At 63.0% G+C, this 22268-nt stretch carries 23 protein-coding genes and 1 tRNA gene; 10 read left to right on the top strand and 14 right to left on the bottom strand.

What is annotated here, in order from left to right; all coding sequences use genetic code 11:
• Positions 1 to 33 precede the first annotated feature (33 nt).
• Positions 34 to 195, bottom strand: a complete 162-nt coding sequence (locus tag AB4136_RS02575; RefSeq protein WP_162835305.1) for a hypothetical protein — start codon at positions 193 to 195, stop codon at positions 34 to 36.
• 128 nt (positions 196 to 323) lie between these two features.
• Here AB4136_RS02575 and AB4136_RS02580 point away from each other — a divergent pair, with 128 nt between their 5' ends.
• Positions 324 to 788, top strand: coding sequence for a MarR family winged helix-turn-helix transcriptional regulator (locus AB4136_RS02580; RefSeq protein ID WP_210270989.1), 465 nt, complete (start codon positions 324 to 326; stop codon positions 786 to 788).
• Between the two features lie 53 nt (positions 789 to 841).
• On the opposite strand, the gene phhA is transcribed toward AB4136_RS02580, so the two are convergent.
• Positions 842 to 1675 carry a phenylalanine 4-monooxygenase gene (gene phhA / locus AB4136_RS02585; RefSeq protein ID WP_024923399.1) on the bottom strand — a complete coding sequence of 278 codons (834 nt, stop codon included), beginning with the start codon at positions 1673 to 1675 and terminating at the stop codon, positions 842 to 844.
• 135 nt (positions 1676 to 1810) lie between these two features.
• Between phhA and AB4136_RS02590 the strand changes: the two genes are divergently transcribed.
• The gene (locus tag AB4136_RS02590; protein WP_024923400.1) at positions 1811 to 2287 is read left to right on the top strand and encodes an Lrp/AsnC family transcriptional regulator; all 477 of its coding nucleotides are present in this window, start codon (positions 1811 to 1813) and stop codon (positions 2285 to 2287) included.
• Between the two features lie 14 nt (positions 2288 to 2301).
• Here the strand turns inward: AB4136_RS02590 and argB are convergent, their stop codons facing one another.
• Positions 2302 to 3195: an acetylglutamate kinase gene (argB, locus tag AB4136_RS02595; protein ID WP_024923401.1), complete on the bottom strand. Its 894-nt coding sequence runs from the start codon at positions 3193 to 3195 to the stop codon at positions 2302 to 2304.
• A 152-nt stretch (positions 3196 to 3347) separates the two neighbouring features.
• Here argB and AB4136_RS02600 point away from each other — a divergent pair, with 152 nt between their 5' ends.
• Positions 3348 to 3971: a methyltransferase domain-containing protein gene (locus tag AB4136_RS02600; protein ID WP_024923402.1), complete on the top strand. Its 624-nt coding sequence runs from the start codon at positions 3348 to 3350 to the stop codon at positions 3969 to 3971.
• Between the two features lie 3 nt (positions 3972 to 3974).
• Here the strand turns inward: AB4136_RS02600 and AB4136_RS02605 are convergent, their stop codons facing one another.
• Complete coding sequence (locus AB4136_RS02605; RefSeq protein ID WP_024923403.1) at positions 3975 to 5471, bottom strand: amidase; 1497 nt, start codon at positions 5469 to 5471, stop codon at positions 3975 to 3977.
• A gap of 118 nt (positions 5472 to 5589) precedes the next feature.
• Between AB4136_RS02605 and AB4136_RS02610 the strand changes: the two genes are divergently transcribed.
• The 4 genes from AB4136_RS02610 (at position 5590) to msrB (ending at position 8182) form a co-directional block, all read left to right on the top strand.
• The gene (locus AB4136_RS02610; protein ID WP_024923404.1) at positions 5590 to 6129 is read left to right on the top strand and encodes a sigma-70 family RNA polymerase sigma factor; all 540 of its coding nucleotides are present in this window, start codon (positions 5590 to 5592) and stop codon (positions 6127 to 6129) included.
• A complete protein-coding gene (locus tag AB4136_RS02615) occupies positions 6126 to 6845 on the top strand; it encodes an anti-sigma factor (protein ID WP_024923405.1) in 720 nt (239 codons plus the stop codon). Before AB4136_RS02610 ends, AB4136_RS02615 begins: the two co-directional genes overlap by 4 nt.
• 111 nt (positions 6846 to 6956) lie before the next feature.
• Positions 6957 to 7514 carry a fasciclin domain-containing protein gene (locus AB4136_RS02620; RefSeq protein WP_065998127.1) on the top strand — a complete coding sequence of 186 codons (558 nt, stop codon included), beginning with the start codon at positions 6957 to 6959 and terminating at the stop codon, positions 7512 to 7514.
• Between the two features lie 167 nt (positions 7515 to 7681).
• A complete protein-coding gene (gene msrB / locus AB4136_RS02625; protein WP_024923407.1) occupies positions 7682 to 8182 on the top strand; it encodes a peptide-methionine (R)-S-oxide reductase MsrB in 501 nt (166 codons plus the stop codon).
• 21 nt (positions 8183 to 8203) lie between these two features.
• On the opposite strand, the gene AB4136_RS02630 is transcribed toward msrB, so the two are convergent.
• A complete protein-coding gene (locus AB4136_RS02630; RefSeq protein WP_024923408.1) occupies positions 8204 to 9784 on the bottom strand; it encodes a DHA2 family efflux MFS transporter permease subunit in 1581 nt (526 codons plus the stop codon).
• A 14-nt stretch (positions 9785 to 9798) separates the two neighbouring features.
• Complete coding sequence (locus tag AB4136_RS02635) at positions 9799 to 10977, bottom strand: HlyD family secretion protein (protein ID WP_024923409.1); 1179 nt, start codon at positions 10975 to 10977, stop codon at positions 9799 to 9801.
• 119 nt (positions 10978 to 11096) lie between these two features.
• Between AB4136_RS02635 and AB4136_RS02640 the strand changes: the two genes are divergently transcribed.
• A complete protein-coding gene (locus AB4136_RS02640; protein ID WP_024923410.1) occupies positions 11097 to 11813 on the top strand; it encodes a TetR/AcrR family transcriptional regulator in 717 nt (238 codons plus the stop codon).
• A gap of 4 nt (positions 11814 to 11817) precedes the next feature.
• Here AB4136_RS02640 and yihA read toward each other — a convergent pair whose 3' ends face one another.
• From yihA to rpmH, 5 genes are all read right to left on the bottom strand, one after another.
• Positions 11818 to 12477, bottom strand: a complete 660-nt coding sequence (gene yihA, locus AB4136_RS02645; protein WP_081766834.1) for a ribosome biogenesis GTP-binding protein YihA/YsxC — start codon at positions 12475 to 12477, stop codon at positions 11818 to 11820.
• On the bottom strand, positions 12474 to 13112 hold the full coding sequence (locus tag AB4136_RS02650; protein WP_024923412.1) for a CatB-related O-acetyltransferase: 639 nt from the start codon (positions 13110 to 13112) through the stop codon (positions 12474 to 12476). The genes yihA and AB4136_RS02650 overlap by 4 nt, the downstream gene beginning before the upstream one ends.
• A 113-nt stretch (positions 13113 to 13225) precedes the next feature.
• Positions 13226 to 15034 carry a membrane protein insertase YidC gene (gene yidC, locus AB4136_RS02655; RefSeq protein ID WP_024923413.1) on the bottom strand — a complete coding sequence of 603 codons (1809 nt, stop codon included), beginning with the start codon at positions 15032 to 15034 and terminating at the stop codon, positions 13226 to 13228.
• A gap of 21 nt (positions 15035 to 15055) precedes the next feature.
• Positions 15056 to 15388 carry a ribonuclease P protein component gene (rnpA, locus tag AB4136_RS02660; RefSeq protein WP_036254965.1) on the bottom strand — a complete coding sequence of 111 codons (333 nt, stop codon included), beginning with the start codon at positions 15386 to 15388 and terminating at the stop codon, positions 15056 to 15058.
• Positions 15389 to 15422: 34 nt separating this feature from the next.
• Positions 15423 to 15557 (bottom strand): 50S ribosomal protein L34, encoded by a 135-nt coding sequence (gene rpmH / locus AB4136_RS02665; RefSeq protein ID WP_008833937.1) that lies wholly within the window; start codon positions 15555 to 15557, stop codon positions 15423 to 15425.
• A gap of 262 nt (positions 15558 to 15819) precedes the next feature.
• Between rpmH and AB4136_RS02670 the strand changes: the two genes are divergently transcribed.
• Entirely contained in the window at positions 15820 to 17319 is a 1500-nt protein-coding gene (locus tag AB4136_RS02670) for a sensor histidine kinase (protein ID WP_024923415.1), read from the top strand.
• A gap of 145 nt (positions 17320 to 17464) precedes the next feature.
• Positions 17465 to 17541 (top strand) — tRNA-Arg (locus AB4136_RS02675).
• 355 nt (positions 17542 to 17896) lie between these two features.
• Here AB4136_RS02675 and AB4136_RS02680 read toward each other — a convergent pair.
• The 3 genes from AB4136_RS02680 to AB4136_RS02690 all read right to left on the bottom strand — a co-directional run bounded on the left by AB4136_RS02680 (position 17897) and on the right by AB4136_RS02690 (position 22261).
• On the bottom strand, positions 17897 to 19156 hold the full coding sequence (locus AB4136_RS02680; RefSeq protein WP_024923416.1) for an NAD(P)/FAD-dependent oxidoreductase: 1260 nt from the start codon (positions 19154 to 19156) through the stop codon (positions 17897 to 17899).
• A gap of 104 nt (positions 19157 to 19260) precedes the next feature.
• Positions 19261 to 20751 carry a M81 family metallopeptidase gene (locus tag AB4136_RS02685; RefSeq protein ID WP_024923417.1) on the bottom strand — a complete coding sequence of 497 codons (1491 nt, stop codon included), beginning with the start codon at positions 20749 to 20751 and terminating at the stop codon, positions 19261 to 19263.
• A gap of 148 nt (positions 20752 to 20899) precedes the next feature.
• Positions 20900 to 22261 (bottom strand): serine hydrolase domain-containing protein, encoded by a 1362-nt coding sequence (locus tag AB4136_RS02690; RefSeq protein WP_024923418.1) that lies wholly within the window; start codon positions 22259 to 22261, stop codon positions 20900 to 20902.
• Positions 22262 to 22268: the final 7 nt, after the last annotated feature.

Consider the following 22268-nt stretch of genomic DNA (forward strand, 5'->3'; position numbering starts at 1 on the left):
CTTTCCGAAGGGGCGATCTGGCGACGCAGATCCTCAGAGGCCGAAGATTGCCAGCCTCAACAGCACTGCGGCGGCGGCGAGTGCGACGATCATCGCGCCCATTCCGATCGGCGATCCCCAGCCATACCATTCCATCGACCGTTCGGCGAAACGCATCTCGTCTTCGCGCGACAGCTGGTTGTGTGCATGAGCCATGGTGGTCTTCCTTTCCTTGTTGTCGGGGTTGTTGGGTTCACGCTTGCCCGCATTCCGATTTCCGCCTTATGATGCCTCATCGAAATGTTAGACAGATTGATATTTAGATTATCGAAGGAAACTCGTCAATGTCAAAAAGTGCTGAGCTGATCGCCGCCATCGGCGGCGCCGTCATGCGCTGGCAGGACGAGACGCAAAGCTACGACGAGGCGGTGCGCGAGAGACTGGGTATCAATGGTCCGGAAGGCCGGTGCCTCAGTCTGCTCCATCGCGGGCCGCAGTCGGCCGGCGCCATCGCGGTCGTCACCGGTTTGACGCCTGCGGCGGTAACGGCGCTGATCGACAGGCTAGAAGCGCGTGGCTATGTCACGCGTACCCGTAGCCTCGAAGACAGGCGCAAGGTGATGGTCGAGGCGACCGAGACAACACTCCGCCTCTCGCAGCGCTACTACGGCGAAATCGCGTACGAAGGCCAAAAACTGCTCGGCACCTTCAGCGATGCCGAGCTCGGTACGATCCTGGAATTCATGACGGCGGCGGCGGACCTGCAGCGCAATCAGCTGCAAAATCTGAAGGCGAGCGCGACCAGCTGAAGGTTCGTCAGCACGCGTTGCCGGGCTCTCTCTGGAGAACCCGGCTGGTGGCATCAGACCGTGGCTGGGTCCAGCGCGGTCTGGCCCTTGAAGCGGTTCACGATCGTGGCGAAGTCGGCGGTGGCGAAGGCATCGCGCAGACCGTCGAAGGACGGCAGCACGAAATAGGCGCGCTGGAATTTGTCGATCTCGTAGCTGGTCCGCATCACGGTTTCGAGATTGAACGGAACATGGTGCGCATCGGCGCTCTCGACCGCGAATTGCAGCTCGGTGAAGGACGACATCAGTCCCGCGCCGAATGCCTTCAGCGGTTTGCCTGGCTCTTGCATCAGTCCGTATTCGGCGGTGTACCAGTAGAGCCTGGTGATCATCTCGTCGCCGCCGAGCGCGATGATGTCCTCGGCCTTGCGCCCGTACATCTGCATGAAGTCGGCGAAAACCGGCTGCGTCAGGATCGGCACGTGGCCGAAGAAGTCGTGGAACATGTCCGGCTCGACGATGTAGTCGAGCTCCTTGTCGGTTCGCAGCCAGTTGGTCACCGGGAACCGACGGTTTGCAAGGTGGTCGAAGAACGGAGCGGCCGGGATGAGCCCGGGCACCGCGACGATCTCCCAGCCGGTCAGCTTGCGAAGTTTCTTGCTGATCTCGTCGAAGTCGGGGATGCGGTCAAGCAGGCCGAGCGTTGCGACGCCATCGAGATAGGAATGGTGCGCCAGCTTCTCGGTCAGTCTGGTCTGGCGGTCGCACAATTTGCGCCACACTGATTGTTCGGCTGCCGAGTAATTGTATTCCTGATGGACGGTGAAGTCCGAGCGGCAGATGGAATAGTCGCCACGCAAACCTTGCGCCGCGCATTCGCGGGCATAATCGGCAACGCTGACAGTCATGGGTCTCTCCTCCAGATAAGCATGGCTTCGTCCAGTGGATTCTAACTCCGACATACGAGCGGTTTCGATTTAATGGTGGGCTGAAAACGGATCTTTGAGTAGAATTCCCTCACAATGGCAATTGAAGGAGAGGAAATGCCTCAATTCGACGAGTTCGAAATCAAGATGCTCGACATATTGCAGCACGATGGGCGCAAGTCGGTGACCGAGTTGGCGCAGGAGATCGGCTTGTCGGCCACGCCCTGCGCCCGCCGTTTCGAGGGCTTGCAGCAGGCCGGCGTCATCACCGGCTTTTCAGCGGTGCTCAGCCGCCGTTCGCTGGGGCTGATGGTCGAGGTCTTCATGCAGGTCCGGCTGATCAGCCACAGCGACGGCTCGCCGGAAAAGTTCATCGCGGCGGTGGAACGCATGGATGAAGTGTCGTCCTGTTGGACGATGACGGGAGACTATGACTTCCTGCTGCATGTGATGGTGCCGTCGGTGGACGACCTCAACAACCTCGTCATGCACAAGCTGATGCGGTTTCCGGGTGTGCGCGACGTGCACACCCAGCTCGTCCTGCAGAACATCAAGGGACCGGGCCACCTGCCGCTCGGCCATCTGCGGGGATAGGTGTTGGTTTGCGCTTACGGCACGATCAACGTGCCGGCGCCATGCTCGGTGAACAGCTCGAGCAGAACCGAATGCGGTGTCTTGCCGTTGAGGATCACGACGCCCTCCACACCGCGCTCGATGGCCTCGATGCAGGTTTCCACCTTGGGGATCATGCCGCCCGACACCGTGCCGTCGGCGATCAAGGCCTTGGCTTCCGCTACCGTCAGCTCGTCGATCAGCTTCTTGTTCTTGTCGAGCACGCCGGGCACATCAGTGAGGAACAGCAGGCGCGAGGCCTTCAAGGCGCCGGCGATGGCGCCGGCGAAAGTGTCGGCGTTGATGTTGTAGGTATGGCCATCGCGGCCGGGCGCGACCGGCGCCAGAACCGGGATCATCTCCGAGCGTGCCAGGAGATCGAGCAGCCTGCGGTCTACCTCCACCGGCTCGCCGACGAAGCCGAGATCGAGCACCCGCTCGATATTGGAATCGGGGTCCTTGACGGTCTTGTGTGCCTTTTGGGCAAACACCATGTTGCCGTCCTTGCCGCACAGGCCGATCGCCCACTCGCCTTCGGCATTGATGAGGGCGACGATCTCTTTGTTGATCGAGCCGGCCAGCACCATCTCGACGATTTCGACCGTCTTTTCGTCGGTGACGCGCAGGCCGCCTTCGAAGCGCGATTCGATCCCCATCTTGGACAGCATCGCCGCAATCTGCGGACCGCCGCCATGCACCACGATCGGGTTGACGCCAGACTGCTTCAAAAGCGCGATGTCGCGGGCGAAGGCCTTGCCCAGTTCGATGTCGCCCATGGCGTGGCCGCCATACTTCACCACCACCGTCTTGTGCTCGTAACGCTGCATATAGGGCAGCGCCCGCGAGAGCAGCGCGGCCTGCATCTCGGCATTGGCGGGGATGTCCGTCATGGCAAATTTCCCGGCTGACTGGAAAAGACGGCGAGGTCTTAGCGGGAAACACCAGGAGGAGCAATCGATACGCGCCGACCCAACCTTGTTTTGACGCTTCGGTGACGTCATCTGTTCGTGAACAGCGGTGAAACAGTCAACAAGGTGTCATGATGGCGGAGTTCGACCCGGTAGCGCATTGGCAGGGCGTCTATTCCAGCAAGGCGACAACCGCGGTCAGCTGGTATCAGGAAACGCCGGCGCCTTCGCTGGACCTGTTGCACCTGGTCGGCGCCACACCTGACGCCGGCATCGTCGACATCGGCGGTGGGGCGTCGATCCTTACGGACAGCCTCCTCGCACTGGGCTACCGCGATCTTTCAGTGCTCGATATCTCGCTGGCCTCGCTCGCGGCAGCGCAGGCCCGCATTGGCGCGGCGGCTAGCGATGTCGACTGGATCGTTGCCGATGTTACGCAGTGGCGCCCGACGCGCTCCTACGACGTCTGGCACGATCGCGCGGCTTTTCATTTCCTCGTCGAGGAAAAGCAGCAGGCCGCCTATGCGGACCGGCTGCGTTTGGCGCTGCGTAAGGGTGGCCACGCGATCATTGGCACCTTCGCGCCGGATGGCCCGGAAAAGTGCAGCGGTCTGACCGTGCAGCGCTACGACGCGGCATCGCTCGGCGCGAAATTAGGGACCGGTTTTCAGCTCATCGACAGCCGTCGCTACGACCATGTCACGCCATGGGGCGCCGTGCAGCACTTTCACTTCGGAACATTCAGGCGCGACGGCTGACCCTCATTGCGGCACGCGCAACGGTGCGCGACGCTTGGTCCAGCCTGAAATCTTTTCCATCTGCGCCGCCAACGACAGCAATGTCCCCTCGTCGCCGGGGCGGCCGGCAGCCTGGATGCCGAGCGGCAGGCCACCTTCGGTGACATAAACCGGCAGTGCGATGGACGGCTGCCCGGTCACGTTCTGGATCGCCGGCCAGTGGGTGAACCACAGGCTCTTGTCCAGAAGCTGCGAAAAGAAGCCGGGATTTTTGAGCAGCCAGGTCAGGCGCAACTTGTCCAAGAGGTCCTCGATCAACGCGTCGACGCCTTTCGGGTTCATCGCCCCGCAAGCGAGTGGTGGGTGGGCGATGATCGGCATGAATACGGCATCGAAACCGGCGGTGGCCGAAATCAGCTGCCGCGAGGTGGCATGCAGACGTTCCAGGATCGCATAGGTCTCGCCGCCGGACATCAGTTCGCCGTACCGTCCGAGCACACGGGTGGCGCGCTCGACATCGGCGGCCACCGGTCGGCCGTGGCGTTTCGCTTCCATCCGCAATGTGCCGGCGACCGCCGAAGAGACGCATTTGGCGAAGCCGGCGACGAAATTCCTGTCGAGCATCGGCAGGTCGATGTCTTCGACGTCGTGGCCGCCTTCGCGGGCGATGGCGACGGCCGTGTCCAGCGCCCGCAGCGTTTCCGCCGAAATCGGCAGGCCGAGCGGCGATTGTCGGTAGACGGCAAGCTTGAGCTTGCCGGGATCGCGCGCCGCGGCGGCTGCGAATGGCCCGCGCGGCGAACGGGCCGCATAGGGCGCCAGCGTGTCCGGACCATGGGTGAGGTCGAGTAGCAGCGCGCTGTCACGCACCGAGCGGGTCACGGCATGGTCGACGACAAAACCGTACCAGCTTTCGGAGACCAGGGGCGACAGTGGTACCCGACCGCGCGAGGTCTTCAACCCGACCAGCCCGGTGCAGGCGGAAGGCACGCGGATCGAGCCGCCGCCGTCCGAGGCATGCGCCACCGGCACGACACCGCCCGACACCAGAGCCGAGGCGCCGCCGGACGAGCCGCCGGTCGTGTGGCCACTGTTCCACGGGCTGCGGGTGACGCCGAAGGCGGCCGATTCCGTCATGAGTCTTAAGCCGTATTCCGGCGTGGTGCTGGTGACGACCGGGTTGAGACCGGCCGCGAGATAGCGCTCGGTGAGCACCGAATTGAAATCGGGCACGAAGGCGGGGACCCTGCTGCCGCCATGCGTCGGCACACCTTTTTGGGCGATGCCGAGATCCTTGATGGCGAAAGGCACTCCTGCCAGCGGCAGCGTCCGGTCGACGGCCTTGGCTCTCAGGCGCGCCGCGTCGTAGAGCGGTTCGGCAATGGCGTTGAGCTCGGTGCGGGTTGCCTCGGCGCGGGCAATCGCGGCATCCGCCAATTCAAGCGGCGAGACGTCGCCTTTGTGGACCAGTTCCGCGACGCCTGTCGCGTCGTTCTCCCAAAGGATCCGTTCAACCGACATACCGCCCTCCCAGACTGATCTGAAAAGCTATCGGGCTACCAATGCCTTGGCAATCGAGGCTGGAATGGCGCGGTGGTGACGCTAGGCAAGGTGCGATCGCCGTCATAGTCTGGCAGCGATGACGCCAGAGGACATCGCCAAACTGATCGTCCGGACCTCGCTGAGGGATCGAACCGCGTTCGACCTGCTCTACCGGCAGACGAGCGCGAAACTTTTCGGCGTGTGTCTGCGTATTTTGACTGACCGGAGCGAGGCTGAGGAGGCGTTGCAGGAGGTGTTCGTCAAGATATGGACGAAGGCCGACCGTTTCGCCATTTCGGAACTCAGCCCGATCTCCTGGCTGGTTGCGGTGGCACGCAACCATGCGATCGATCGTATCAGGGCGCGTCGTCGGCCGGCGGCCGATATCGACGCAGCACTCGACGTGGCCGATCCGACGCCGGGGCCGGAGGCAATGGTAATCGCCGGCGGCGAGGCCGGCCGTATCCATCGTTGCCTCGACGAACTGGAACAGGACCGGGCGGCTGCTGTCCGCGGCGCCTACCTCAAGGGGGAGAGTTATGCCGAACTTGCGGAACGCCACGGCGTTCCGCTCAACACGATGCGCACCTGGCTGAGGCGCAGCTTGATCAGATTGCGGGAATGTCTGGAGAGATGACGGCAAGCGACCATACCGGACCCGAGCGCGACGATGACGCCATCGCCGCCGAATATGTGCTCGGCGTGCTTTCGTTGAACGAACGTGAGGCGGCGGCGCGCCGCGCCGACAGCGACCCGGCCTTTGCGCGGTTGATCGATGCCTGGGAGGCGCGCTTGTCGCCGCTGGCCGCGGACTACGCGGAGGCCGAGGTGCCGGCTTCGGTGAAGGTGGCGATCGACCGCCGGCTGTTCGAGACCGGAACAGCGCAAAAGTCCCAGAACAGGGCAGGCCTATGGTCGAACCTTGCCTTCTGGCGCGGTCTGGCTGCCGCAGCCGTGGTGGCGTTGGCGGTGGTCGTTGTCGCGCCATATGTCGGCGCACCCGTCACGACGCCGCAGGCCGGACTTGTCGCGTCGCTCGCCGCGGATGGCAGCAATATCAGGTATGTCGCTGTCTACGACAGCGCCCGCGACGAGGTGCGCCTGTCTCGCCTTGCCGGCGAAAAAGCCGAAGGCAAGGATTTCGAACTTTGGCTGATCGAGGGCAAGAACGCCCCCATATCGGTCGGTGTCATTCCCGCCGGCGCCACGGCGCGGCTGGTTCCTCCAGCGGCCGTGCGTGGGAAACTGGCGCTGGGCGCGGTGCTGGCCATCAGTCTCGAACCGGCCGGCGGCTCGCCGACCGGCCAGCCGACAGGCCCGGTCGTCGCGGCTGGCGATCTGAGAAACATCTGACCGCAGTTTGGAAGGTGCCGCGAAAAAAATCGTCGGCTGAAACTTCGCAAGCGCATGTCCCGTATCTCCTCACGTCCCAGAAACGGGAACGAAAATTGAGGAGACAGAGCAATGCGCAAGATCACCAAGCTTCTATTCGCCAGCACCGTTGCCATATCCGCCATGACCGGTATCGCTTACGCCAAGAACCCCATGGTCGGCGGCGCGCCGATGTATGCGGAGAAGAACATCATCGAGAATGCCGTGAATTCGAAGGACCACACGACCCTGGTTGCGGCCGTGAAAGCCGCCGGTCTGGTCGATACGCTGCAAGGCAAGGGACCGTTCACGGTCTTCGCGCCGACCAACGAAGCCTTCGCCGCATTGCCCAAGGGCACGGTCGAGACGCTGCTGAAACCCGAGAACAAGGACAAGCTCACCAAGATCCTGACCTGCCATGTGGTGGCAGCCAAGGCGATGTCGGCCGAAGTCGCCAAGATGGTCAAGGCGGACGGTGGCGCGCACAAGGTCAAGACCGTGGGCGGATGTGAGCTGACGTTGAAGGACAAGGGCGGCAAGGTCACGGTCACCGACGAGGGCGGCAATGTCGCGCATGTCACGATTGCTGACGTGAAGCAGTCGAATGGCGTCATTCACGTGATCGACAAGGTTCTCCTTCCCAAGATGTAACTACGCGCCGGTTTCCGGCGAATACACCTGAGAAAGGATGCAGCGGCCGTGCGTTGGTCCTCCCAGACTGACGCGCGGCCGCCTTGCATCGGCACTACGACATATCAAGCGCACGTGATTTCATCTCGAGTGCCGAACGGGGCACTATCCAGGAAAGGATGACGTTCATGGAACGGCGTGATTTTCTTCTCGGCACGGCCTGCGCGGCGGCACTCGGCGCCGGTGCCTGGGCGCTGGCGCGTCTTGGTGTCAGCCAGCCGGCAAGGGCCGAGACGTTCGAGGTCCAGAAGACCGATGCCGAGTGGAAAGCTGTACTGAACCCGGAGCAATACTCCGTGTTGCGCCAGGAGGGCACCGAATATCCAGGCACCAGCCCGTTGCTGGACGAACACCGCAAGGGGGTGTTCGCTTGTGCGGGCTGCGCGCTACCGCTTTACGCGTCCGACACCAAATTCGATTCCGGCACTGGCTGGCCGAGTTTCTGGGAAGCGATGCCCAATGCCATCGGCACGCGCGAGGACAAAACACTCGGCATGGTGCGGGTGGAATGCCATTGCCGCCGCTGCGGCGGCCATCTCGGCCATATCTTCGACGACGGTCCGCCGCCCACAGGCAAGCGCCATTGCATCAATGGGGTTGCCTTGACCTTCAAGCCGGCGACAGCCTGACGCGGCCACTTTTCGGGATGGTCAGTGGCCGCTGCCGCCGCCACCCGCTGCTGCTGGCGGGCGCTTGATGAACATGACGAAGACCGCAAGCGAAACGAACAGCACGGTCAGCATGTAGAACACGTCCATGAAGGACAGCAGCGCCGCTTGCTGATGCACCATGCCAGAAAGTTTGGAGAGCGCGGCGCTGTGCGCGTCGAGCCCATTCCGCGTCTGGAAGTTCAGCGTCATGTTGCGCAGCTTTTCCTGCGCGGCCTCGCTGCCCCACTGCACATGTTCCGACAGCCGCGCATAGTGGAAGGCGTTGCGGTCGATCAGCGTGGTGTTGATGATGGCGAGCCCGACGGCGCCGCCGAGATTGCGGGTCAGGTTGAACAGGCCGGAAGCGTTCTTGAGCCGCGACGGCGGCAAAGTGCCAAGCGCGATGTTGTTGATCGCCACCATGCACAGCATCATCGATGCGCCGCGCAGGATCTGGGGCACGAACAACTCCCAGAAATCCCAGTCGGCGGTGAGGTGGGTCATCTGCCAGGTGCCGGCGGCGAACCCGACGAAGCCGACCGCAATCATGACGCGTGGATCGATCTTGTTCGACAGGATGCCGGAGATCGGTGCCGTGAAGAACATGGCCAGGCCGGAGACGAACAGCGCTTCGCCGATCATCATGGAATCGTAGCCGCGGATACGGCCGAGATAGATCGGATAGAGATAGGTGAGCCCGTAGAGGCCGATGCCCATGACGAAGGAGAAGATAGAGCCGAAGGCGAAATTGATGTTGGTGAAGGCGCGCAGATCGACGATCGGCTCCTCCACCGTGAACACTCGCCAGAAAAACACGATCGCGCCGACCGTCATGATGATGGCGAAGATGAACACCGACTGTTCCTGCAGCCAGTCGTGGTTCGGTCCTTCCTCCAGCACATATTCGAGCGAGCCGAGGAAGGCGGCCATGCCGGCCAGTCCCCACCAGTCGAATTTCTTCAACAGGCTATGGTCGGGCTTGTCGAAGTCGATCAGCGTCCAGGCGGCCGTCGCAACCAGGATGCCGGGAACGACATTGATCAGGAACAGCCAATGCCAGGACATGGCGTGGCTGATATAGCCGCCAACGGTCGGGCCGATGGTCGGCGCCAGCGTGGCGACCAGGCCGATCATCGGCGAGACGATGGCGCGGCGCGACGGCGGGAAGATGGTGAAGGCGGCCGCGAAAACCGACGGGATCATCCCGCCGCCAATGAAGCCCTGGATCGCCCGATAGACGATCATCTGGTCGATATTGGTGGCGGTGGCTGCGAGCGCGCTGGCGGCGGTGAAACCAGCGGCTGAAACCGTGAACAGCACGCGCGTCGACAGCATGCGGCTCAGGAAACCCGACAGCGGGATCATGATGACCTCGGCGATCAGGTAAGAGGTCTGTACCCAGGGGATCTCGTCGGAACTCGCGGACAGGCCGGCCTGGATTTCCGCCAGCGATGCCGAGACGATCTGGATGTCCAGGATCGCCATGAACATGCCGAACACCATCGCCAGGAAGGCGATCATGCGCCGTGGATCGATGTGATCGACGGGCTTTGCCCCGGCGACTGCGTCGATGCTCGACATTTCGGCGCTCCCGCCTAGTTGGCCGCCGCGTTAGGCGCGGTGCGGCTGTCGACGTCGACGATGACGCTCAGGCCCGCACGCAGCTTGCCTGTAGCCAGCGCCTCGGAGGAGACGTCGATACGCACCGGGACGCGCTGTACCACCTTGGTGAAGTTGCCGGTGGCGTTTTCCGGGGGCAGCAGCGAGTAGACCGCGCCGGAGGCGGGCGCCAGCGAGGAAACGGTACCTTCGAGGGTCTCGTTGTGTATCGCGTCGACCGCAATACGCACCTTCTCCCCCGGAACCAGCCGCGCCAGCTGGGTTTCCTTGAAGTTGGCGACGACATAGAGCTTGTTCATCGGAACGATGACGGCAAGCTTCTGGCCGGGGCTGACGAGATCGCCCTGTTCCACCGAACGGTTGCCGACGACGCCGTCATAAGGCGCGCGCATCACGGTGAAGCCGAGGTCGCGTTCGGCCTTGTCCTTGGTCAGGTGTAGCGATGCCTGCGTACTGGCGGATTCCGCGCGCTGGGCTTCCAGTACGCCGATATTGGCCTGTGCTGCGGTGATCTGCGCCACCGCAGCGGCAAGCGCCGCGTTTGCCTGGTCGACCGCGGTCTGCGCGTCATCGAGCTGTGCCTGGGTGGCGACATGCGTCTTCAGAAGCTGCGCCGTGCGATCCTGGGTGCGCTGCGCATTTGTTGCCGTGGCCTGCGCCGAGGCTTTTTGCGCTTCGGCCTGCTGCAGGGCGGCGCGCGACGCGATGATCTGGGTGTCGATGCGCGCCAGCGTCTTGTCCAGCGTGGCGATCTGTGCCGCGGCCTGGTCGACCGCGATGCGATAGTCGCCGCCGTCGACGACGAACAGCGGATCGCCCGCCTTCACATGCTGGTTTTCAACGACCTTGACCGCGTCGATGTAGCCGGAGACCTTCGGCGAGATGAACGCCATGTCGGCCTGCACATAGGCGTCGTCGGTCGAGATCATGAAACGGCCTTCGGTCCAGTAGTCATAGCCGTACCAGGCGCCGCCGGCGAGCAGCGCCATTCCGATGATAGGCAAAAGCAGCGACCGTGCCGAACGCTTCTTCCTCGCGGGTGCTTCGACGGGTGTTTCCACCGGTGCGCTCGGCGCTTCCTTTGTCGGCGGAACCGCCTTGGCATTGGGAAACGGATGCACTTCCGCAGTGTTCGATTCGGTTGGCGACGTCATCGTACTGAACCTTGTATTGAACTGAACCGTTCGGTTCGATGTTGACATAGCCCAGCTTTGGAGGCATATCAAGAGGCAATCGAACCGACCGGTTCGAAATATTGACGAGACAGGGAATGATGACCGAGGCACTGATCGACGCCGAGGAAACAACGAGCGAGGCGCAGGAAAACCTGTTCCGCGGCCGGCCGGCCGCCGGGCAGGACCCGGCCAAGCGCGAACAGATCATGGAGGGTGCCCGGCACGTCTTCATGGACAAGGGTTTCGACGCCGCCTCGATGAATGACATCACCCGCGAGGCAGGCGTGTCCAAGGGCACGATCTACGTCTATTTCGCCAACAAGGAAGAGTTGTTCGAAGCGCTGGTCGAGGAAGAGCGCTGCAAGATCTTCCAGAACCTCTACGAAACACTCGATCATCACGACGACCTCAGGACGACGCTCGAACGCTTCGGCATGGCGATCTCGTTCAAGATCACTTCCGATAAGGTGGTGATGGCGCAGCGCACGGTCATCGGCGCCGCCGAACGCATCCCTGAGCTTGGCGCCCGCTTTTACGAGAACGGTCCCCTGCACGGCCACGCCAAGGTCAAGGCCTTTCTTGAAGGTGCCGTCGCCAGAGGCCTGCTCGACATCCCCGATCCCGATCTGGCGTCCTACCAGCTTTCTGAGCTTTGCCTTGCCGGTCTGCTGAGGCAGCGCCTTTTCGGCTATCGCCGCCAGTCACCCGCGCAAGCCGAGATCGAGCAGGTGGTGAAGTCGGGCGTCAACGTGTTCCTGAAGGCCTATGGCACTGAACTGTTCGCGATGCAGGAGCAAGCCAAGGCAGGCGGCTGATCCGTCAGCCGCCATTGGCGACGCGGATGATCGCTTCGCGCAGGTCGTCCAGTCCGGCCGCTTTTTCCGACGAAGTGGCCAGCACGCCCGGAAACGCCGCCGGCCGTTTCTTGATCTTCAGCAAGGTCTCCTCGATCAGGCGCGGCACGCCGGCCACCTTGATCTTGTCCGTCTTGGTCAGCACGATCTGGTAGGAGACCGCCGCCTTGTCGAGCAGGGTCAGAACCTCTTCGTCGTTCTTCTTGACGCCGTGCCGTGCATCGATCAGCACGTAGACGCGCTTCAGCGTCACCCGGCCCTTGAGATAATCGAACACCAGCTTCGTCCACTGGTCGACCTGTTCCTTCGGCGCCTGCGCATAGCCGTAGCCGGGCATGTCGACCAGCGCCAGCGGCGGCAGGTCCGTGCCCTCTCCCGAAAACCCGTCGGGCACGAAATAGTTGAGCTCCTGCGTGCGGCCCGGCGTGTTGGATGTCCGCGCCAGGCCTTTCTGTCCGACCAGCGCATTGATCAGCGACGATTTGCCGACATTGGAGCGGCCGGCGAAGGCGATCTCCGGCGGCCCTTCGGGCGGCAGGAACTTCATGGCCGGCACACCGCGGATGAATATCCACGGCCGGGTAAAGGCGTCGTCGCCGACCACGGTGATCGCTGCTTCCGTCACGCTGCGGCCTCGAGCCGGTTGATGTCGGCACCGCGGATGGCATCGAGATTGCGGCCGATCTTGTCGGCTGGCCAGTTCCACCAGGAGATCTTGAGCAGCCGCGCGATGGTGTCGTCGTCGAAGCGCATCTTCACCACCTTGGCGCTGTTGCCGGCAACGATCGCATAGGCGGGTACGTCCCGCGTCACCACCGACTTGGCCGCAATGATGGCGCCGTCGCCGATCTTCACGCCGGGCATGATGGCGGTGTTCATGCCGATCCACACATCGTTGCCGATCACAGTGTCGCCGCGCAGTTCCGCCTTCCAGGTGGAGACGTCGAAACCCTTCTCCCAGCCATTGCCGAAGATGTTGAACGGATAAGTCGAGAAGCCGGACATGACGTGATTGGCGCCGTTCATGATGAACCGCGCGCCCTCGGTGATGGCGCAGAAGCGGCCGATGATCAGCTTGTCGCCAATGAACGGGTAGTGATGCAGCACGCAGGTCTCGACGAATTTTTCCGGCCCGCCGGGATCGTCATAATAGGTGTAGTCGCCAATCTCGATATTCGGCGCGTTGACGATCGGCTTCAGGAAGCCGACCCGGTTGTGATGCAGCGTCGGATGCTTGGTATTTGGGTTGGGCCCGGTCATCGTTGACTCCGTCGGGATTGCGGCGGGGAATGCAAGGATAGCCCAATCTTTCGCCGAATGGCAAAAGGCCCCGGACGAACCGGGGCCTTTTCCAAAGGATGGTTGAGACGCCGTTATTCGGCGGGTGTCGGTTTCTTGCGGAACAGATTCACCAGATTGTCCCAAAGTTCGATCTTGGCGCCCTGCCGCTTCATGATCACGCCCTGCTGCAGGATCGACAGCGAATTGTTCCAGGCCCAGTAGATCACGAGACCGGCCGGGAAGCCCGCCATCATGAAGGTGAAGATCACCGGCATCCAGTTGAAGATGGCTGCCTGGGTCGGATCCGGCGGCGCCGGGTTCATCCGCATCTGCAGGAACATGGTCACGCCCATCAGCAGCGGCCACACGCCGATATGCAGCATGGCGGGCGTCGCGAAAGGCATCAGGCCGAACAGGTTGAGAAGCGAAGTCGGATCCGGCGCAGCCAGATCCTGGATCCAGCCGAAGAACGGCGCATGCCGCATCTCGATGGTGATGTAGAGCACCTTGTAGAGCGCGAAGAACACCGGGATCTGGATCAGCACCGGCCAGCAGCCGGCGATCGGGTTGATCTTCTCGGTCTTGTACAGCTCCATCATCGCCTGTTGCTGCTTCATCTTGTCGTCCGCGAATTTCTCGCGGATTTCCAGCATCTTGGGCTGCACGACCTTCATCTTCGCCATCGACTTGTAGGACTTGTTGGCGAGCGGGAAGAAGAAGGCCTTTACGATGATGGTGGTGGCCAGGATCGCCAGGCCGAAATTGCCGAAGAACTTGTAGAGCGTGTCGATCAGCCAGAACATCGGCTTGGTGATGAAGTGGAACCAGCCCCAGTCGATCAGCAAATCGAAGCGACGGATGTCGCGGTCCTTCTCGTAGGCGTTGATCGTGCCCACTTCCTTGGCACCGGCGAAAATCAGCGATTCCACGGTGGTCGACTGGCCGGGAGCAACGGTTATCGGATCGGACAGATAGTCGGTTTGATAGCGATGCCGGCCGCCATCTTCCAGGAAGGCGAAGCGCGGCTGGAACGGCTGCTTCTCGCTGGGCACCAGCGTTACCGCCCAATATTTGTCGGTGATGCCGAGCCAGCCATCGGTCGACTTGCTGGGCGTATACTGCTTGTCCTTCTCGATGGACGCGTATTTGTGCTCCTGCAGGCCCTCCGTGCCGGTCACGCCGATCAGCCCCTCATGCAACACGTAGACCGAGGCGGTGGTCGGCTTGTCGTAGCGGGTGACGCGGCCGTAATTCGACAGGGTGATCGGAGCCGAGCCGGTGTTCTGCACGCTGTCGGACAGCGTGAACATGTAATTGCCGTCGACCGAGACGGTGCGCTTGAAGGTCAGCCCCTTGTCGTTGGTATAGGTGAGCGTGACGGGGGTGGTCGGCGTCAGGGTCGCATTGCCATCGACCTTCCACTGCGTGTCGTAGCTCGGAACGGTACCGGTCTGAGCGTTGCCGACGAAACCCACCTCGGCGAAATAGCCAGTGGGCAGCGCCGACGGGTTGAGCAGTTCGATCTCGGGGGAATTCTTGTCGACGGTCAGGCGATAGTGCTTGAGCTTGAGGTCGTCCAGCCGTCCGCCGGTCAGGTTGATCGAGCCCTCGAGGCTCGGCGTGTCGATCTTCACGCGTTGGCTGGCGGCGAGCGCCTGGTCGCGCCCGGCGGGCGTCGTCGCATCGGCGCCAGACGCGTTAGGCACGGCACCTGGCTGTTGCGCCTGGGTGCTCGGCGTGGCGGTGCCGGCGGCGGGCTTGTTCTCGCTTTGGCGCTGCGCTTCGATGCGGGCGGTCTCGCGCTGCTGTTCGACGCGGGGGTTCATGTAGAACACCTGCCACAGCGTCAGTATCAACACCGAAGCCGCGATGGTGATGAAGAAGTTGCGGTTGTTTTCCATCGAGAGCCTTGGCCTATCGCGCTAGCGTTTTCCGTGGATGCGGTGGGAAAGCTCGACCTTCAATTGGTCGAACGGCGCGGCGAGAACATCCTCGCGCCCCACGATGACATAGTCATGGCCGCGTTCCATGTCAGCGGCGGCATAAGTGCGCACCGCTTCTCTCAGCCGTCGGCGAACCCGGTTGCGCACGACGGCATTGCCGACTTTCTTGGTGACCGTGTAGCCGACGCGCGGTGCCTCGCCGTCGCCGCGATTAAGCACTTCGACGAGGAAAAACCGCCCACGCCGCTTTTCGCCGCGCCGGACGGTGAGGAAATCCGAGCGTTTCAGTAGCCTTTTGGGCGCCTGTCCCATTGGGCTGTTTGCGGACAACGGTCGTGGTGTCCGCTCAGGCGGACAACCGCTTGCGGCCACGATTGCGGCGGGCTGCGACGACGCCGCGGCCGCCCTTGGTGGCCATGCGGGCACGGAAGCCGTGACGACGCTTGCGGACGAGCTTGGAGGGTTGGTAGGTGCGCTTCATTTGTTTTAATACCGCGGTGTGCGGCCCTTCTTGTGTCTGTCACTCTGTAACAGGAGCTTGGCCGGGCCTTGTTTGGCGCGGCCGAAACCGCGCCGGGTCGTAGGGCCCGAGCGTGAGCGGGGCTTATATGTACAAGGTTTTGCAGAGTCAATCCGGGGCGCCAGACTAAAGATTGCCAGTCATTTGGCTCCGCAGGTCATCAAACTGGAAATTATGCCGCAATTGCCTAGTTTGCATGCGAGGGCATATCGGCATTGGGCGTATGAGCGTCGAACCTTCCACCAATGAAAGCGGCGCGCGCTCCGGCCCGGCGCATGGCGGCGGCTCGCGCGCCGTACCGCTGTCGCGCGGACTTTCGGCCAAGCTCATCCTGCTCACGATCATCTTCGTGCTTCTGGCCGAAGTGCTGATTTTCCTGCCGTCGATCGCCGACTACCGAATGCGCTGGCTGCGCGAGCGCCTCAACACCGCGGCGGCGGTTTCAGTGGTGCTCATCGAAGGCGATCCGGCCTCGCTTTCGCGCACCGCCCAGGACGACCTGTTGATGGCAATCGGCGCGAAGGCGATCGCGGTGCGCGACGGCGACGTCTCGCGCCTGCTTGCCGTGGCCTCTATGCCGCCGCGTGTGGACGAGCACATCGATGTCGCCAATACCGGCATGGTCGCGCAGCTCACCGGCGCACTCAACACTTTGTTCTTCGGCGGCGATCGCACATTGCGCGTCTTCGGCCCGGTCGGCGAGAACAACCGCGAGTTCGAGCTGATCATGCGCGACTACCGCCTGCGCGCGGCCATGCTCTCCTTCTCGCGCAACATCGCCCTGATCGCGCTGCTGATCTCGGTGTTTTCCGCCATGCTGGTCTATGCCGCTGTCTACCGCATCATGATCCGCCCGGTGCGCGCCATGACGCGCTCGATGCTGTCCTTCTCGGAGGCTCCTGACGACCCGTCGCGCATCATCCATCCGGCCGCCCGCGCCGACGAGATCGGCGTCGCCGAGCGTGAACTGTCGCAGATGCAGGAACGGCTGCAAAAGATGCTGGCCGAGCAGAAACATCTGGCCGATCTCGGCCTCGCCGTGTCGAAGATCAACCACGACATGCGCAATGTTCTGGCTTCCGCGCAGCTCCTTTCCGACCGCCTGCGCCAGGTTAAGGACGCCAGCGTACAGGCCTTCGCGCCCAAGCTGCTCAGGGCGTTGGACCGCGCCGTCTCCTATACGGAGGGTGTGCTGGCCTATGGTCGCGCCCAAGAGGCGCCGCCGGCCCGCCGCGTATTGCGGCTGCATCAACTGGTGGAAGAAGTGCATGGCCTGCTCGACATCGGCGCCGGCATCGAGTTCGAAAACATGGTCGACACCGGTTTCGAGGTGGACGCCGATTCCGACCAGCTGTTCCGCGTGCTGACCAATCTGGCGCGCAACGCCGTCCAGGCCATGGCGACCGATGCCGACGGCGTCCTGGTGCGGCGGTTGGCCGTCTCGGCCGAGCGCATGGGCGGCGTCTGCCAGATCCTGGTCACCGATACCGGTCCGGGGCTACCGCCCAAGGCGCGCGAAAACCTGTTCGTCGCCTTCCGTGGCTCGGCGCGCAGCGGCGGTACCGGCCTCGGTCTGGCAATCGCGCAGGAACTCGTCCGCGCCCATGGCGGCAGGCTGGAGCTTCTTGAGAGCATCGGCGGCCGTACCGTCTTTTCGGTAACCATCCCCGACCAGCCGGTCAGTCTCGACCGTGCCCGTCGTGGCCTCAGGCGCCCGGCCTGACGCGCTTTCCAGCCAGGTGTCGTGACGACGGCAAAACTTTTCCATCGATTGGCTTGCATTTCGGAATTTGAGTCGTTAGGGAACTCCTCGCGTCGTGGCCGGCGGCAAAACCGGCAACGTAGCGACGTCAGGCAAGGCCTGTTGCGCGCCCGTAGCTCAGCTGGATAGAGCACCAGACTACGAATCTGGGGGTCAGGAGTTCGAATCTCTTCGGGCGCGCCATTCTTCAATAAACAGAGAAAACTGCAGGTAAGGTTTTAACCGGGCCTTTGGATGCCGCTTTGGCGAGCGTTGCCTTTGATCTCCTGACCCTGATTTCGTCATCCTTCAGGGGCACTTCACGCATCACCGTGTGAACGTATTCTGGATCAGTAAGCCCAGGTCTTGGACAAGGCGTGCGATTAGCTGCCAGAAATGGGGGCTACAGCCACGCGCAAATTTGCACGCTCGCGGCTTCCACTCGGTGAAACCACGCCGCGATCGCTGTCGATGGATGGCCCAAGCGGCCATCTTGCCGGTCGCCGGCTCTCCAGACGGGTCTCTTCATCAATCCGGCGAGGAAGCACCCCTGGCGCCGCTAGCCGAAGCGCTCCAGGGCGTAGGGGGACGGATTGGTGAATGTCGGCGTGCCGGTCATCATCTCGGCAAGCAGGCGTCCGGTGACCGGGCCGAGCGTCAGGCCGTGATGATTGTGGCCGAAGGCGAACCACAGCCCTTTGTGCCGAAAGCCGCGTCCGATCACTGGTCGCATGTCGGGCAGGCATGGTCGCGAGCCCATCCAGGGGGTCGGTTCAATGCGCTGGCCGAGCGGGAAGATCTCGCGTGCCAGCGGCTCGGTATTGTCGAGCTGGACCGGGTTCGGCCGCCGGTCGCGCGGCGCGAATTCGACGCCTGTGGTCAGCCTTATGCCCCGGGTCATCGGCGCCAGCAGGAAACCGGCATCGACGTCGACGACGGGATGATTGAGGGATGCGTCGGCGTCTGTTTTGAAATGAACGTGGTAGCCGCGCTTCATAGCAAGCGGGACGGTATAGCCGAGCGAACGGCAGACCGCGCCGGACCAGGGCCCGAGTGCCACCACCACCTCGCGCGCCTGGATAGGTCCATCCTCTGTGGCGATGCTCCATTTATTGTCGTCCCGCCGCAGCCGGCTGGCATCTCCGTGCAGGAACGCGCCGCCTTGGGCGACGAAGTGCTCGGCATAAGCCTTCACCAGCGCGCCGGGGTCAGCGACGGTGGCGGGATCGAGCCAGTGAACAGCGCCCATTAGGGTGTCGGAGAGATGTGGCTCGCGCCGGCTCAGTTCTGCCCGGTCGAGAAATGCGTAGTTGAGGCCGAATGGTTGCAGGGCTTCGGCGGCGGTTCGCGCTTGTTCGAAGGTGCGTTCGCTTCGGTAGCCTTCGATCCAGCCGGTCTTGCGCAATCGCGGCAATGCGCCTGCCGCTGTCATCAGTGCTTCGTGCTCGATCACCGATTGCTCGATCAGCGGGCGCATGTCGGCTGCGGCGCGCGCCAGGCGCTTCGGTGCCGACTCTCGCCAGAAACGCCACAGCCAGGGGGCGATGCGCGGCAGGTGAAGCCAGTCGAAATGTACGTCTGCCGAACGGTTGAATGCGTAGCGCAACAGCTTCGTCAGTTCGCGCGGCGCGCCGTAGGGAACGACGCTCGAGCGTTCGATCAGGCCGGCATTGCCGTAGCTCGTTTCCTCGCCGGCGCCGCGACGGTCAACAAGGATGACGGAGCGGCCGCGCTGCTGTAGGTGCAGCGCAACCGACACGCCGATGATGCCGGCGCCGAGCACGAGTACGTCGGCCCGACAGGTCTGCTGCTCCGTCATCGGCCGCTCGCTTGCTGGGGCGTCGTCAAGCGAAGGCACCATGGGTTCGAGACCGACTTTGCCGTGGTGTGTCATTGCCAAAAATCGCTGGTCATCGCCATGGTTCAAAGCGCCATGTCGCGGTCGAGTGGGAAGATCGGGCGCGAGACGTTGCGATAGGGCATCCTCGCATAGTCCATGGTGCAGAGCGCGCCGCTGTCGCAGACGATCACCTTGCCGGCGATGGGCTCGAAGGCAGCGCGGAAATGCTGCATCGACTTGAGCCCGACGACGCGATGCCGGGCGGGATCGATGCCGAAGGCTCGGAACTGCTGGAGGTCGCGCATCTGTGACGGTTCGGTGACGACAAGCACTGCAATGCCGTCGATCTGCACCACGGCCGTCGGGCCGAAGCTGAATTCGAGGCCACCCAGCTGTTCGCCGTCGCCGATGAGCTTGCCGTCGCTGATGACAAGCAGCTTGCCGGTGACTTCGAGCGGATCGCCGCCGAAACGCGGATCGGTCTTGCCGCCAAGTGTCAGCTGGACCGTGTCTCCGACGGTGGCGCGATGGAGTTGGTTGGCCGTCTCCGGATCGACGATCGGGCCGAAGCAGGCGTTGTCGATGCCGGCGTCCAGCAACGCACCGAGCAGGGCCGTCGCATCGCCATAACCACCGGCGCCGGGATTGTCGGCGTAGTCGGCGATGATCAGCGGATGGTCACCGCTGTAGCCGCGCGCGATCTCGGCAGCCTCCGTTACCGTGTGGAAGGTGTTGAGGACGTTGAAACGGTTGTCCCAGATTTCGTCGGCAATGCCTTCGGCGAAGACCTGATGGCGTGCCGGATCGCCGTCATAGGTGACAAGCACTGTCGGGCCGACTTCGGCGATGTCGGCATTGGGGAAGGCGCCGTTGATGCTGACGGCGAGCGCGCCGGATGTCTTCTCGTGGGCGCGTGCCCTGGCGATCCACTCAACCATCGGACCGATGTCGGTACGGCCGGCATTGGCCTCCTCCAGCATCGGTCGACGCGCGAGAAGCGTTTTTGGGCGAATCTCGCCGGCCATCGTGCGTTGCAACACCTCGCCGGCGTGGCGGGCGATGTCGCGCATGTCGATATGCGGATAGGTCTTGAACGAGATCAGGATGTCGGCGTGCTCGCACATTCTGGCGGTGACATTGGCATGCGGGTCGAGCGTGACGGCAATAGGTAGATTCGGGCCGACGACAGCGCGCAACCGCGCCAGCAATTCGCCTTCGCCGTCTGGCGAAAAGTCGGTGACCATCGCGCCGTGCAGGCCGAGCAGGATGCCGTCGAGCTCGCCCTTGCGCTCGACCGCCGCCTGGACGATGGCGCCGCCGATGCGGTCGAAGGCGTCGCGCGTCACCGGCCCCGCCGGCTCGGCGGCGGTGGAGAGGACGTGCTGGATCGTCCAGCCATATTTCCGTCCGATGTCGAGGAAGCCTCCGATCTCCGTGTTCGCCTCGCCCCGGGCGCGGATGGCGTCGTCGCCGAACAGCACGCCCTCGACCATGAAGGCTTCGTAATTGGTCTTTCGCACGCTGAACGTGTTGGTCTCATGTGCGAATTCTGCGGTTAGAACACGAAAGCTCATTGTCATGTCTCCGGACAGTTTCGGGCGTTTCGGATTGGTCGGGCGCGTGCGCTTCGGTGACACCGCGACGATGGCGCGCGCATTTGACGGTTGGGGTGAAGTGGGGCCTACCTTGCCGCACTGGCCAGGCAGCGGCCCCGGGTTCTGGCTACTCCATGTGGAACCGCATTTCGCCGATACGGCCGTCGCCGCCGCGTATGATCGACCAGTGCAGGAAGTAACCGCCCAGTCCCATGCGATAGCGCCTCAGATGGGATGCGGCGTCCCCTTCATGGTGGGTGAGTTCGAGCGGATTGCCGGCAACCACAATTCCCGTCGATGCGATCTGCTCGAACCAGCTATTGTTCCACAGGCGCCATGTCTCATCGGCAAAAGCCTGGCGCGGTGCGCGGCGTTCGACGATCGCCTGCAGCAGCTCGCGGTCTCGTTGCGTCTGCCCGGCATCGTCGTCCGGGATCGGTTCGTATGGAGAAAGCGCGGGATCGATGATGCCCGCGATCTTCTGGGCGATGCGTGCAACCTGGGCTTCATCGGTGTTGGCGAAAACACAGACCGACAATTTGCGCGAGGGGAAGCGCGCGATCTCGGCGCGGAAGCCATCCCATGTGCCGCCGTGCCGGATCTTGCGATGGCCGCGCAGTTCGGAGTTCTGCCAGCCCAGCCCGTAGCTGTTGAACGAAAACTGGCCATTGCGCATCGGCACGGGGTTGGACATCAGGTCAATGAGATCGTGGTTCAGCACCTTGGGATCGTCCAGCTCCAGCAGCCAACGGGCGATGTCCCGTGGCGAATAATAGAGCCCGCCGTCGCCGGTGCGCTGCAGGGTGGGTGCGGCCCAGTAGCGGTTTTCGAGGCGCCCGTCGCGAATGCAGTGGCCAGCGGCGCGGTTGGGCACGATGTCGTACCAAGATGCGTCGCGCGCCGTCGCCATGCCTATCGGTCCGAAAAGGCGTTCGCGTAACAGTTCGTAGTAGGGCTTGCCGGAGACGCGGGCGACGATGATGGCGGCAAGCATGTAGCCGGTGTTGCTGTAGCGATAGCCTTCGCCCGGGGCGTGGAGCAGCGGCGAACGCCGCGCCAGGTTGATCAGCTGCTGGTCGCTGTGGTCCTGCCAAAGATTGTAATGAACGATGCCGTCCCGATCCTCGGTTGGTTCGAAGGCGATCTCGAAATTGCCCAGCCCGGCCATCATCGAAAGCAGATGGCGGATAGTGATGCCCACCCAGCTTTGCGGCCCCTCGGGGATATAGGTCAGGATCTGGTCGTCCAGTCCGATGCGGCCATCCTGCAGCAGGAACAGAACCGATGTTGCGGTGAACATCTTGCCGGTCGAGCCGGAATGGAAAACCGTATCGGGGGAGACCGGGGTGTTGTTCTCGACATTGGCCAGGCCGTAGCCGGCAAGGTGGATGATCTCACCATTGCCGACGATGGCGACGCCGAGACCAGGCACCTGGCTGTTTTCGATCTCCGCCTGCAGGTAGCGGTCAAGCTCTTCAGTGTGGCTCATGGTTGTC

Origin of the sequence: Mesorhizobium sp. 2RAF21 (assembly GCF_052115345.1) — a bacterium.
GTDB classification, from domain to species: domain Bacteria; phylum Pseudomonadota; class Alphaproteobacteria; order Rhizobiales; family Rhizobiaceae; genus Mesorhizobium; species Mesorhizobium terrae.